The organism is Providencia sp. PROV040, assembly GCF_032706145.1.
GTDB classification, from domain to species: Bacteria; Pseudomonadota; Gammaproteobacteria; order Enterobacterales; family Enterobacteriaceae; genus Providencia; species Providencia hangzhouensis.
In genome coordinates this window covers 1,707,692-1,721,656 of sequence record NZ_CP120530.1, presented here as the reverse complement: position 1 = coordinate 1,721,656, position 13,965 = coordinate 1,707,692, and the positions used below count along the sequence as shown (strand labels likewise).

At 40.1% G+C, this 13,965-nt stretch carries 12 protein-coding genes; 4 read left to right on the top strand and 8 right to left on the bottom strand.

All coding sequences use genetic code 11. The features are described 5' to 3' along the window. The first annotated feature begins 211 nt into the window (after window positions 1–211). The 3 genes from P3L40_RS07795 to P3L40_RS07785 are packed head-to-tail and all read left to right on the top strand — an operon-like array spanning window position 212 to window position 3,109. Window positions 212–577, top strand: a complete 366-nt coding sequence (locus tag P3L40_RS07795) for a GtrA family protein (RefSeq protein ID WP_110592608.1) — start codon at window positions 212–214, stop codon at window positions 575–577. After that, window positions 574–1,512, top strand: coding sequence for a glycosyltransferase family 2 protein (locus P3L40_RS07790; RefSeq protein WP_136134889.1), 939 nt, complete (start codon window positions 574–576; stop codon window positions 1,510–1,512). Before P3L40_RS07795 ends, P3L40_RS07790 begins: the two co-directional genes overlap by 4 nt. Then, window positions 1,505–3,109, top strand: a complete 1,605-nt coding sequence (locus tag P3L40_RS07785) for a DUF6056 family protein (RefSeq protein ID WP_172766923.1) — start codon at window positions 1,505–1,507, stop codon at window positions 3,107–3,109. The genes P3L40_RS07790 and P3L40_RS07785 overlap by 8 nt, the downstream gene beginning before the upstream one ends. Window positions 3,110–3,291: 182 nt before the next feature. Here the strand turns inward: P3L40_RS07785 and P3L40_RS07780 are convergent, their stop codons facing one another. Genes P3L40_RS07780 through P3L40_RS07760 form a run of 5 tightly spaced genes read right to left on the bottom strand, consistent with a single transcriptional unit; the run spans window position 3,292 to window position 8,777 of the window. After that, window positions 3,292–4,431: a Gfo/Idh/MocA family protein gene (locus P3L40_RS07780; protein WP_210852259.1), complete on the bottom strand. Its 1,140-nt coding sequence runs from the start codon at window positions 4,429–4,431 to the stop codon at window positions 3,292–3,294. A gap of 11 nt (window positions 4,432–4,442) precedes the next feature. Next, on the bottom strand, window positions 4,443–5,507 hold the full coding sequence (locus P3L40_RS07775) for a sugar phosphate isomerase/epimerase family protein (protein WP_004261652.1): 1,065 nt from the start codon (window positions 5,505–5,507) through the stop codon (window positions 4,443–4,445). Further along, window positions 5,504–6,580: a Gfo/Idh/MocA family protein gene (locus tag P3L40_RS07770; RefSeq protein WP_210852257.1), complete on the bottom strand. Its 1,077-nt coding sequence runs from the start codon at window positions 6,578–6,580 to the stop codon at window positions 5,504–5,506. Before P3L40_RS07770 ends, P3L40_RS07775 begins: the two co-directional genes overlap by 4 nt. 1 nt (window position 6,581) lies before the next feature. Further along, complete coding sequence (locus P3L40_RS07765; RefSeq protein ID WP_210852254.1) at window positions 6,582–7,832, bottom strand: MFS transporter; 1,251 nt, start codon at window positions 7,830–7,832, stop codon at window positions 6,582–6,584. Between the two features lie 27 nt (window positions 7,833–7,859). Beyond that, entirely contained in the window at window positions 7,860–8,777 is a 918-nt protein-coding gene (locus P3L40_RS07760; protein WP_210852252.1) for a GNAT family N-acetyltransferase, read from the bottom strand. A 269-nt stretch (window positions 8,778–9,046) separates the two neighbouring features. On the opposite strand from P3L40_RS07760, the gene P3L40_RS07755 reads away from it, so the two are divergent. Next, window positions 9,047–10,027, top strand: a complete 981-nt coding sequence (locus tag P3L40_RS07755; protein WP_210852251.1) for a LacI family DNA-binding transcriptional regulator — start codon at window positions 9,047–9,049, stop codon at window positions 10,025–10,027. 234 nt (window positions 10,028–10,261) lie between these two features. Here P3L40_RS07755 and fhuB read toward each other — a convergent pair whose 3' ends face one another. From fhuB to P3L40_RS07740, 3 genes are read right to left on the bottom strand one after another with little or no spacing between them, the layout of a single operon-like run. Further along, window positions 10,262–12,232 (bottom strand): Fe(3+)-hydroxamate ABC transporter permease FhuB, encoded by a 1,971-nt coding sequence (gene fhuB / locus P3L40_RS07750; RefSeq protein WP_210852249.1) that lies wholly within the window; start codon window positions 12,230–12,232, stop codon window positions 10,262–10,264. Further along, the gene (locus P3L40_RS07745) at window positions 12,222–13,148 is read right to left on the bottom strand and encodes an iron-siderophore ABC transporter substrate-binding protein (RefSeq protein WP_210852247.1); all 927 of its coding nucleotides are present in this window, start codon (window positions 13,146–13,148) and stop codon (window positions 12,222–12,224) included. Before P3L40_RS07745 ends, fhuB begins: the two co-directional genes overlap by 11 nt. Next, a complete protein-coding gene (locus P3L40_RS07740; protein ID WP_004261670.1) occupies window positions 13,139–13,921 on the bottom strand; it encodes an ABC transporter ATP-binding protein in 783 nt (260 codons plus the stop codon). Before P3L40_RS07740 ends, P3L40_RS07745 begins: the two co-directional genes overlap by 10 nt. Between the last annotated feature and the right edge of the window lie 44 nt (window positions 13,922–13,965).

Genomic DNA, 13,965 nt, shown 5'->3' with positions numbered 1-13,965 from the left:
AACCGCTTACTCACCACTGACGCTTGAGGTAAAAACCCTAATTCAACTAATATATTGGTGGCAATTTTCTGATCGAGCCCAGAAAAATAGCGTTTCGAAAAGTAAGATTAACACAGCGTTCCACATAAACTCTTCTTATTGGTATGCTGCATCAATAAGTATATTCAGGTATACTAAATTACTTATTCTCTTCTCAATACGAATGATTGAAATGATTAAGTTATTTACTAAATACTTTTCGGTTGGAATTTTAAACACTCTTATACATTGGTCTATTTTTGGACTACTGACAGTATTTCTTTCAACCTCTCAAGCTATAGCTAACTTAATAGGCTTTATCGCCGCGGTCAGTTTTTCCTTTTTTGCTAATGCAAAATTCACTTTTAAAGCCAAAGCTACAGCAACACGGTACATATCATTTACCTTATTTATGGGGCTTCTAAGCTACCTAACAGGCTATGCCGCTGACCAACTACGATTACCACCTATCGCAACCTTAATAATTTTTTCTTCCATTAGCCTCGTATTAGGTTTCCTTTACTCCAAAATCTTTGTTTTCAGAGATACTCCACAATGAAAATATCATTAGTAGTACCAGTTTATAACGAAGAAGAAGCTATCCCTATATTTTATAAGTCAGTAAGAGAACACCCGATTCTTAATCAATATGATATCGAAATAGTCTTCATAAATGATGGAAGTAAAGACAGCACTGAAAATATTATCAATGCATTAGCTATTGCTGACCCTTTAGTGCTCCCTTTAAACTTCACGCGAAATTTTGGTAAGGAACCCGCTTTATTTGCGGGCCTTGAGCATGCAACTGGAGAAGCTGTAATTCCCATTGATGTAGACCTTCAAGATCCTATCGATGTGATTCCATTACTTATAGAAAAATGGCAACAAGGCGCAGATATTGTTCTCGCAAAAAGAGCTGATCGTTCTAGCGATACATGGTTAAAACGCAAAACAGCCGAGTGGTTTTACAAGCTACATAATAAGATTAGCTCACCTGAGATTGAAGAAAATGTCGGCGATTTTAGATTAATATCTCGCCAGAGCGTCGAATATATAAAATTATTACCTGAGCGTAATTTATTTATGAAAGGGATTCTTTCATGGGTAGGTGGAAAAATTGATGTTGTTGAATATAACAGAGCTGAGAGATCTGCTGGCGAAAGTAAATTTAATGGCTGGAAATTATGGAATTTAGCGTTAGAAGGTGTCACTAGCTTTTCTACTTTTCCATTACGCGTTTGGACTTATATTGGTTTATTTGTCGCTCTTGTATCTTTTATCTATGGTGGTTGGATGATGGTAGATAAATTAATTTGGGGCAACCCTGTTCCTGGGTATCCTTCTTTACTTGTTTCTATTCTATTTTTAGGTGGTGTACAGCTTATTGGTATTGGTGTATTAGGTGAATACATCGGGCGTATCTATATTGAAAGTAAACAACGACCTAAATATATATTGAAAAACATAAAAAAAATGGAAAATTCTGATGAATAATCGTATTTTTAACTTAAGTAATTTAATTATACTAATACCTTTTATATTTATTTTTATAATTGAATACCTAACTCCAATGCAGTCAGATGACTTTGTTTATTATATCAAAGGGAATTCAATCGCCGTTCATTTAAACCATTACTTTTCATGGAGTGGCCGTTTTGTCTCTGATTATTTTAGTACCTTACTACTTAGTACGGATTCTCAAATACTAAAATCAACAACCATTGCAATTATTGTAACTATTCTTTTATTTTTAATTACAAAAATTGGCAATAGCCTCAATAAGTCAAATCGATATTTCAACCTCCAGTTTTTAACTTTATTCTTTATTTACTGGATTACAATTCCAAATATTGGACAAATTGTTTTCTGGATTGTTGGCGCTGCTAACTATCTTTTAACCAATCTATTTGTTGTTACTTTCATTTATGCATTAATAAGATACTTTAAAGAAAGAAAAGGCATTACTTTACTTCTTCTCGTCTCATTCTTTGCAGGCTGTAGCAATGAAAATACTACTTGGATTGTACTACTTACATCCTTAATAACCTCTTCATTTCTTTATTATAAAGAAAAAAATAAAATATTATTTTTATCTACATTACTTGTTTTTATAGGGTTCTCAGTGCTAATTTTTAGTCCTGGTAATCTCAATAGAGCGGCTTTATCTACTGAATTTTATGAATTAAGCTTGGTGAGTAAAATATGGTTATTTTTATCTGATAAATTGCCATATGCATTAAGTAAAACATGGATACCTATACTAGTTTCCTTAGTACTATTAACCTCATATATTAAAAACAAAAAATGCAATAACTTTTATCTTTCTTTACTTTTCATTATATTAGGATTGTTAAGTACGTTATCGATGGTGGTGTCGCCAACATTTCCGACTAGAGCACTTAGTGGCCCACATCTTTTTTATATTATTTCTTGCTCTTTCTCTATTAGCCATATCCTAAATACAAAAAATAAAAGTATAATATCTCTATCAACCCTATCAGTAATAAGTACATTATCTTTAGTTAGCTTTATTTATTCATATTCACAAATTGTCTTTTCGTACAACTCAGTTAATGCTCAACAAAAAATAAGAAAATATCAAATATCAAAAAGTATAATTGAAAATCAAAAAATAGATAAAATACCTAACTTCTATTATCCTAAGTCTTTAAGAGCAGGTGACTCAATAGACCTTTATAATGACCCTAATGCAACAGGAAAATATTATAACTTATCAAATTCAGTTAACGTATACCCTATTAATTACAATTACTCTGTAATTATTAATGGTAAAAAAATTCCATTACCTGATAGTGAAAACACCGGTATCAGTAATATTTACATAGGAAAAGACACCTTATTAAGGGATACATCTATAGCAATAGAATTTGATAGTGTAAATAAATTTACTCCTGACACAAAATTTATAGTCAAGACAAAAAACGGTAAATACTATGAATATAAAAACTTAAAAGCTGATACACTGTACGGTATGAATGTTGTAGGATTTATCATTCCGGTAGTGCCATCCGATATATATTCGATTTCTTACAAAATATATAACGAAACTGATGTAACTATCAAAATATAATTATTACAGCCTCTGTGTGGTAATATATTACACAGAGGTTATAACTGTAATTAACGGGATTCTACCAACTCATTAATATGATAATATGTCAGCAAACTTCATATTTTCTGGCTGGGTTTCTTTTTTAACTCGGTGATAGTACTCTCAATTTCACATTAGCCTCATACCATCCATCACAGAGATTATGATGAGCAACGATATTGCGTAAAATCAATCCATTGACCACAGTTATCATCGCTACGTTTTGCAGCATCAATAAAAGCCATCCCCTGTAGGCCAATTTCAATACCCGGTAATAGCGGTGATGCGCCACCTCCCTCGCGTAAACGAGTTGCTGCCTCACGGTAAATTTGTGCAAAACCTTCTAAATATCCTTCGGGATGCCCGGCTGGAACCCTTATCATCGCACGGTTTTCCTCCCATTGAGACATTGATCCCCGAGACACACAGTACATGGGCGAATCAAATGGTTTTAACCATAATTGATTAGGATTTTCTTGGGAAAATGAAAGACTCCCTTGGCTGCCATATATGCGTAGTCGCAACCCATTTTCTTCACCGCAAGCCACTTGGCTCGCCCATAGACGCCCTTTTGCTCCGTTGTGATAACGCATTTGCACACGCACATCGTCATCTAGCACTCTTCCTGGGATCATTGATGTGAGTTCAGCACGAATGGACTCTGGTAACATCCCTGTGACGAATGAAGCTAACTGCCACGCATGAGTACCGATATCGCCGATACAGCCCACCCCCGCTTTTTTTGGATCGGTACGCCAATTCGCCTGCTTGTTTTCAGTTTCCTCTAATCGTGTTGCTAACCACTGCTGCAAATACTCCACTTCAATATAACGAATTTCTCCTAGTTCCCCTGCTAATATCCGGCTGCGCGCTTCACGAATTAACGGATAAGCACTGTAATTATGCGTGAGAATCAGTTGCCTACCCGTTTCTCGCACAACATCAGCAAGCTGCAAAGCTTCTGAGTATGATGTACACAATGGTTTATCACAGATAACGTCAATACCTGAGCGCAAAAATTCAACGGCAATAGGGGCATGCAGGTGATTAGGCGTGACAATCGCAACAACATCAATGCCATCATCACGTGCGGCTTCACTTTGCGCCATTTGCTGATAACTGGCGTAACAACGTTCAGGAGCAAGATGCAGCCGTTGCCCTGTGCGTTGACAATTTTGCTCGTCTGAAGAAAATGCACCTGCAACTAACTCAAACTCATCATCCATACGAGCCGCTAATCGATGCACTGCACCAATAAATGCACCTTCCCCGCCCCCAACCATTCCCAGCTTTAGTCTCATCGCCTTATCCTTTATTTATCACTTACGATCCCAAGTAATGCTCTGATTTGTTGAAGATTAGTATCTACCACTGCAAAATCATCAAAGGCATGATCAACCACTGGAATAATATGATTGGCGATAAAGTCGGCTCCCTCTTTCGCCCCGGCATCTGGGGATTTAAGGCAACACTCCCATTCCATTGTAGCGACACCGGAAAAACCGTACTGAGTTAATTTGCTGAAAATAGATACAAAATCAATCTGACCATCCCCTAATGAGCGAAAACGCCCTGCACGCTCAACCCATGATTGATAACCGCCATAGATACCGCTACGGCCATTTGGTGAATATTCCGCATCTTTGACATGAAATGCGCGAATGCGTTGATGATAGCAATCAATAAACGCAAGATAATCCATTTGCTGGAGCAATAAATGACTTGGATCGTAGAGAATATGGCAACGCGGGTGGTTATCCACAAGCCCAAGAAAACGCTCAAATGTCACGCCGTCGTGTAAGTCCTCCCCTGGATGCAACTCGTAACATACATCGACGCCACACTCGTCAAACACATTCAGAATAGGCAACCAACGCAGCGCAAGTTCAGCAAATGCTTCGTTAAATAGTTGCGCATTGTGAGGGGGCCAAGGGTAAAAATAAGGCCACGCCAGTGCGCCTGAGAAAGTTACATGCGTAACTAACCCTAGGCGCTGCGAGGCTTTTGCCGCTTTGATGAGTTGCTCCACCGCCCACTGTTGGCGCTTTAGAGGATTACCTCTGACACTCACTGGGGCAAAACCATCAAAAACAGTGTCATACGCTGGATGTACCGCAATCAATTGGCCTTGTATATGAGTCGATAACTCACTGATCTGAATACCATATTGCTGTAACATGGCAACCAACTCATCGCAATAAGTTTGGCTTGTGGCTGCCAAGTCTAAATCAAAGATACGTGGGTCGATCGTTGGCACTTGAATATATGTAAAACCTAGGCTTGATGCCCATTCAGCAAGGCTTTCTAATGAGTTAAAAGGGGCTTTCTCACCAATAAATTGTGCTAGAAAAATACCTGGACCTTGGATTGTTTTCATGACTCACTCCCTAAAATCACAGTGCGCTGTGTACGCACAGCTTCATCCGCAGCAAGAACAATTCGCAAGCTATTGAGTGCGTCTTGTAAATGCTGTTCTAATGAAAATTGTTCCGTAATCGATTGAATAAAATAACGTTGTTCACTTAGGCACAGCGCCAAATGGTCTGGCTCATCTTGGCAGTCAACCCAACGGTCGGGATGTTTAAAAGCATTGTTTTTATCAAGCTCTGCATAATGAATACGTAAAGAGTCAGTGCGTGTGTGCCCATCAACATTGTCGCTATTTCCTTCTCCATGCCGAGCCATTATCGAAACCGCACCGCGAGGGCCTATAACATCTTTGATAAAATACCCCGTTTCGCTGATCATTGGTCCCCAACCCGCTTCATACCAACCCACTGAGCCATCATCAAAACGAACCTGTAATTGACCATAGTTATACATATTGTCTGGTAATTCATCGGTCAATCTTGCGCCAATAGCGCTGACACTCACTGGCTGAGCTTGGGTCATTTGGCACATCACATCTAAATAATGAACGCCACAGTCAACTATCGGTGACAGTGATTGCATCAGGTTACGGTGTACATTCCACATCTGCCCATGGCTTTGTTGATTCAAATTCATTCTCATCACTAATGGCTTACCCAGCTCATGCGCTAGATGAATGAATTGTTGCCATGATGGGTGATGACGCAAGATATAACCCACCACCACTTGTCGATGGGCTTGTTTAGCAGCAGCAATGACGCGCTTAGCCCCTTCAACCGTAGTGGATAACGGCTTTTCAATAAACACATGACAGCCAGCCTTGAGTGCTAACAATGCATAAGCTTCATGCGTATCAGGGTATGTCGTTAAGCAAACCGCATCTGGTTGCGTTGCTTTTAATGCCTGTTCGTAATTATCAAACGTGGCATATTCACCACCTAAATGTTCATTGAGAGCATCTTTTGAATGACCACGAGCCACCAGCCCGCATATATCAACGCCCTCCATTCGGTGGTAAGCCTCTGCATGAGAGGCTCCCATATTGCCGCAACCAACGACTAAGACGCGTAAATTTGCCATCTTATTTCTCCTCCACTGGCTTTTCTTTATAGTTGAACGTGAAGAAGAACAATGCGGCAATCAGTAACGCACCAATCGCTGGGTACCACCAAAAACTTTGCCATTGTGGCAGAGCCGCTGCGCCTTCCGTTGTGACAATGCTATTGAACAGCATTCCACTGATTTGTGAACCAATTAACATCCCCACGCCATAGGTAAATAAGACCAGCAAGCTCTGCGCCTGCCCTTTTACTTTCTCGCCAGCAACTTTGTCTGTATAGATAAAACCAATAACAAAGAAGAAGTCATAACACATACCATGTAAGAAAATACCGATATAAATCATCCAGCGCAGTTCTTCAGCAATCCCTAAGGCAAACATGACATAACGTAAGCACCAAGATAGCATCCCAATCAGCAACATCACTTTGATACCAAGACGAGCAAAGAAGAATGGTATCAATAACATAAAGAACAGTTCTGACATCTGCCCTAAAGACATCACGCCACCAACGTTAGTAAATCCTGTCGCCGCAACAAATGGCGCCGCATAGGCATAGTAAGCCGCCAATGGGATAGAGATCAGCATTGCACAAATGATGAAAACTAAGAAATGACGTTGCTTGAGCATGGCAAACGCATCTGCGCATAACAAGTCGCGCATCGCAACAGGTTTACCACGCTCTGGTGCTGGCGTGTGTGGTAATGTAAAGCTGTAAATCGCTAGTACCAACGAAGCTACTGCCGCCAAGGTGAAAATTTCTGTACTATCTGATAACCCTGTTGAACCGACAATCAGCCCCGCAACAATCCAACCAAATGTACCGAATGCACGCACAACTGGGAACGCTTTCTCACTGTTCGGTAAACTATAAAAGGCAACGTTGTTACTAAGAGCAATAGTTGGCATATAGCAAAGCATATAACCAAAGATTATCCATAACAGACCGCTATGACCCCCCGTAAAGTAACTTGGGATCATCCATAATAAAGCGGCACCGATGAGATGCAGCACGCCAAGCACTTTTTGTGATGCAAAAAAACGGTCAACCACCATCCCTAGTACAAAAGGAGATAAAATAGAGGCGATGGGTCCTGTCGAATAGGCATCACCAATAATTGCTGATAAACCATATTTCCCCATGACAACCCCTAGCGTGACATACCATGCCCCCCACACAAAAAATTGAAGGAACATCATTAACGCCAATCGCGGTACTACCCATACATGGGCAGTATTTTTACCACCTTGAGTAAGACTATTCGTACCCATAAGACCCCCAATAATTTCTATTTTTTATTAGCCACTTTCAGGTAAAAAGGACGGCATAACCACGCCGCTTGGTTTCTGCGCAGCACCTTTGACTTGTGCAAGATGCAATTCACAAATTCTACCGCCCCATCGTAATAGCGCTTGGCACAGTGCGCTTCGCTCTGTGGGAACTAAAACGACTGGCTTCGCACCACGATGATGTTTGTCTAGCATCCAACCGAGTAAATCCAGCGCTATCTCATCACGATAGCTGCAGCCGGGCCCTAACATCCTCGATGCGGGGTGTGCGATAGAGGCAAGATAACCTTCGATGCGCTGGTTATGTTCCCAGACTGCAATTCGCCATAACCCGCTGGTGTCATTTAAAAAATATTCAATATCCCGCTGACGACTAATACCTAATAAATCCGCTTCCAATTGTAAAATAGCCGGTAAGTCTTCGGTTCGAGCATCTCGCACAATTCCTTCAGTCAAGCGAGGGAGATTCACGCCTTGCTCTGGTACTGAAATCACCATGTCTTGGTAAATTGCATAAGGTGTAAAACCGCCGCGGCGATAAAGAGAATAAGAGTCTAAATTCAGGGCACTTGAAATTAAGCGAATGGGTAAATTTCCGGCTAATTCATCCGCTTTGGACAGTAATTTCTTTGCAATACCCTGTCCAAATGCGTCGGGATGGACATTCATAATCCCAAGGCTCAAATGTGTTTCTCGTGGGTGAAAAAAACACGAGCCAAGAATATTGAGTTGTGAATCACGGGCTAACCAGTGGTAGTCAGGATCAAGTTGTTGGTATACATCAACAAATAAATGGCACTCTTCAGGCGCAGACTGAAATATTGCGCCTAAACCATGTTGTTGATACCAGACATTCGTTGAGTGATAAATCAAATGCGCGACTTCACTCCGATCAGCGCATTTCGCAAGCTGTAGTTGTATATCCATTCATTACCTCTCATGTTTTATTGTTTATAAAATGAGGCTTTTCACTAAATGGCAGCTAAATCCAAAAATGAAATCGATTACATTTTTACTGAAATCGATTTCATTTATAAAATATAGCCAAATTGTTTCTTTCAGCAACTAGCTGAATGGTTCAATAATGATCTAAAAGATAAATTTGCAATCTGCATCACAAGTTGATTGTATCAATCGTACTTTTCATCGCGATGTTGCATACTGTGCATGGCAATAGACAAAAGGAAAAGTGAACAATGTCGATAGAAAAAGTGGCGAAAATTGCAGGAGTCTCTGCCGCAACGGTTTCACGGGTATTGAATGATCAACATATTGTAAAACCCGCAACTCGAGATAAAGTTCTCGCCGCCATCGCTCAGTGTAATTATCAACCTAATTTATTAGCGCGCCAGCTACGTACCTCGCGTAGTCGCATGCTATTGGTGCTGGTGTCTAATATCACTAACCCCTTTTGTTCATTGGTTGTACGTGGTATTGAAGAAGAAGCGGAACGCCACGGCTATCATATTTTGTTATGTAATTCTGAATCCAATCCAACGCGTGAATCCGCTTATCTAAGTTTACTCAGAGGTAAGGTTGTTGATGGCGTCATCACTATGGATGCTGTGAGTTGTTTACCGGGGCTTACTGATATGATTGGGGATTTTCCGTGGGTGCAGTGTGGTGAAGGGGATCCAGAATTTCGTGCTTCTTCGGTTACTATTGATAATTCACAAGCTGCTAGCGCAGGCGTTTATCATTTAGCAGCGAAAAATCGCCAACGCATTGCATTAATTAACAGTGATATGCGTTACCTCTATTCGCAACAACGGGAACAAGGGTACCGAAAAGCACTCACTGAACTTGGCTTTGAATATTGTAAAATCGAGTATGTAGAAGAATTAGATTACACCGCGGGGGCGAAGGCCATGGAAAAGTTACTGCAAAATGCGCCCAAACCCGATGCTGTATTCGCGATTTCTGATGTCATCGCAGGCGGTGCAATGAGTGTTTTGCATCAGCAGGGATTGCATATTCCGAATGATATTGCTGTGTTAGGGTTTGATGGTGTGCCCTTCGGTGAAGTAACCACACCGCCATTAAGTACCATTGTGCAGCCGATGCATCAATTTGGCATCCGTAGCGTTCAACTGCTACTCAATAAAATTAAGCACCCGCAGCTCGATGACAGCCATGAAATCCTCGAATGGCAATTAATTGAACGCGGCTCAACTTAACTCACTTTTTTACTTCCATTCTGGGGCTGTGATATTGAAATAATACGGATAAGAAACGACGCTATAATTTTTCTAGTGAAGCGGTTTTGTCTCCTGTATCAACCCATATTTTGATCAATACAGAAGTCGTACCTTCGTTAACAACCTTCAATGCAACACTACCCAAAATTCATTGTTTAGTGTTAGTTAGCTCGCCTTGAGTAAGGCTTTAACTAACCACATTTACACCATAAATTATGACTTGATTTTATTCATCGCCATCAGCAATAAAAAATATCCACCACCTAAAATAGCGACAAAAATTCCAGCCGCAATCTGTGTTGGATAAATAATAATTTGGCCTAGCCAATCTGCCCAAACCATTAATATACTGCCGATCAACCCACTAATAATAAGTTGTTGTTTCGCCTTTTTAGCGCCAACTAAAAAAGCCATATGGGGTGCAACTAAACCAAGAAATGCAATGGGGCCAACAGTGGAAGTGACAAAGGCACACAATAATGCAACTAAGATTAATAGCAATATAGTCGCTAATTGTGAATTTAGTCCTCTTCCCTGTGCAAATGTTCGACTAATTGATAATAAAACTAGCCAACGATTTAACGTGATCGCTAATATAGTTAACACAACAACACTGATTGAAAAAATAATGGCCTGTTGCCCTTCCACACGATAAGTTGAGCCTGAAAGCCATAATAATATCCGATAGCTACTCAATGTCCCTTGAGCTAAAAAGAACTGAACAAAAGCCTCTAACGTTGCCGTTAGGCAGATCCCTGTCAAAATTAAACTTGCTGGTGCGTATTGGTGCCGTTTACCTAGGTATAACAATATTCCTAATACAATCAGGCTCCCGATTAAAGCAACACCCCAAAATGAGGTTTGAATAGCCGTGCCTAATAGTAGGCTAAATAGAACGAGTGCCGCTGTAGCCCCTGAAGAAACTCCTAAAATATCTGGGCTGGCCAACGGGTTATAAATAATCCTTTGTAATAAAACCCCCGCAATACTCAATGCTAAGCCAGAAAATATAGCCGCTAATAAACGAGGCCATTTAATATCCCATTGAAAGCTTGACGGCAGTTGCCAATAATATTGTTCACCATTCGTTTGTAAGCAAAGGGAAAATACAACTCCACTTACTAACAATAAAATAAGAATAGATACCGTGGTTTTAGAAAGTATTATTTTTGTTGGTAATAACCCTATCGATAATTGATCTTGGGCTGTCATTGTTCGGCGGCTAAACCAGATCAATAAAGGAGCACCAATAGCAGCTGTCATTACACCCGTAGGAACCACAATATTAAGGTAATTTGTTAGTGCGATTGCCCCGCTGTCTGCAAGAAGCAATAAAATAGCCCCTACAACTGCACTATTTAATAACTCTTGCCTTGTACTCATATTACCCATTCGCCGTACTATATTTGGAGCTAATAAACCAATAAAACTAATAACCCCTACAGTTGAAATAGTCGCCGCTACTAACCAAGATGCTAAAACAATAAAAAGTAAAAAAGTTGGTAAAACGGATAAGCCTCGAGCTTTAGCCCCCTCATGGCCTAATTTCAATAATGTCAAAATACGTGGGGCGAAACAGATAATAATAATAACAGGGAACAATAAAGGTAATAAACCAACCACTTTTTGCCAACCATCTTGCGCTAAATTTCCTGCTCCCCACATAAAAATATTTTGTGCAAATTGCGAATTTAATGTAATTAATGCAGTCGCTATAGCACCAAACAAAATATTTATGACCATTCCTGAAACAACTAACGGAATGCCTGTCATATTACGAATACCTGCAATTAATATTACTAAACCAAATGCAAGTAATGCTCCCACCATCGCAGCTAGCGTTTGATATAACCCAATCTCGTTACTAAACCAAATATTGACTACCACTAATGCTAACCAAGCACCGGATGATGAACCTAACGTTAGTGGTGAAGTAAGATTATTTTGTGTTAATTGCTGCATCAAACTGCCCAATAAACCAAAAGTTGCTCCCACTAATAATGCCATAGCAAGGCGTGGTAATTGGCCATATAAATAAAAATAATCAGCAAATGTATCGGCTGAAGCTGGATGGATAACTAAAAATAATTGCTGACTGAGTGTAACCCCAGGTTCGAGCTGAAGGTTAATCAGCGCGATCACCATTAATACAAAAAATAGTATTGAGTGCTGTTTAGTTGTCATTATGAGGAGCAACCTGTAATAAGCTTTCTGTTAATGCTTCCGCCATTAATTGCAAGGAAAAGACACCACCATAATTCCAAACGGGACGAACACTATTTATCCGCCCTTGTTTAACAAAAGGCATAGACTGCCATAAAATGGAGTCATTCAGTTTTTTTTCTTCTACAAATGGTTTGATGTATAACACGTACCCATCATTTATAAACTGCAATGAATTTATTCGTCTCTGCTCTATTCCCCAAGGACGTGCAGGGACTAAAATAGCGGGCTTTAATGCAAGCTGTTCAAGAACATAATTGAGTGTTGAATTCTCAGTATAAAGAAAAATAGTGCTTAAACTTGAAAACCGGATAACAGCAACACTTGGCTTCGTTGTAAAAGCACGTTCAAGTTGTGATCTTAATTCAGCAAAACGTTTATCCATTTTCACTAAATATTCATCGGCAAAAGACGTCTTCTCAAATAAGCGAGCCAACGTTTTAAAATGAGCAATGGCTACAAGCCCTGAATCATCTTGGCGTGCAAAATTTGATAAATAAACGACTGGCGCTATTTTTTCCAATAAAGGCAGTAAATCTTCTTGCGCGCTACTTGCAATAATAACATCAGGTTTCAATGCGGCAATTTGCTCTAAATTAGGCTCAGCTCGCGTACCCACCTCTTTGACCGAAGAAGGAACAACAGGGTCAACAACCCATTGCTTGTAACTCTCTAATTCCGTGGCCCCAACAGGCGTAATTTCAAGCGTTAATAGCTGTTCCAGCAAATCCCAATCTAAAACCACAACGCGCTGAGGCGGCGAATTGAACTCGACAATACCACGACTGTCCGTAACAGAATAAGCCCGTGTATAAAATGAGCATAATAATGTACTTGTTAATAAAATAAGGCCAAGCAAATTGATTCTTAAGCGCATACGATAGCAACCCTATGATGTTCTGACTCTGGAAAACTAGGGTGTGGTATTAATTTAATCGGAGTATCGTAGAGTGACGATAGCCTTGCTTCATCATGGAGAAGAACGCTTTTTCCCTCAAATTCTATTTTCCCTTTTTTTAATGCCACGATGTGTGTTGCATACCGTAAAGAAAGGTTGAGGTCATGAAGGATCACAATCACACCAATTCCATGAACTTTATTAAGCTCACTCAATAAATTCATTAACTGGTATTGATGGTGAATATCTAATGCAGAAGTCGGTTCATCCAGTATTAAAACTGGTGATTGTTGAGCAAGTAACATGGCAACCCATGCGCGCTGGCGCTCTCCACCAGACAAGTTGTCTGCTAAGTTCGCGGAAAACCCCTCAACCCCAGCTTTCTCCATCGCTTGTTGGATAATAATTTCATCGTCAGCTTGCCAGCGACCAAGTGCACCTCGCCACGGAAAACGCCCTAACCGCACAAGTTCTTTCACAGACAGCCCCGCTGAGGCTGGCAGTTTTTGTGGTAAATATGCGATTTTTTGCGCTAATTCTTTCGTTTTATATTGAGAAAGACTCGTGCCATTTAAATCAATTTGCCCGCTATCCGGTGCCATCTGCCCAGAAAGGAGATTAACCAGTGTAGATTTTCCTGAACCATTATGACCAAGAACCACTGTGAGTTCTGTTGTGGGTATATTTAACGAATCTATAGATAAAATAGAACGATGATCGCGAACGATATTAATATTTGCTAATCGAAACATAGAAAGGACTCAAGGCATGCCAACATTATTAGCATGCCTTTTTT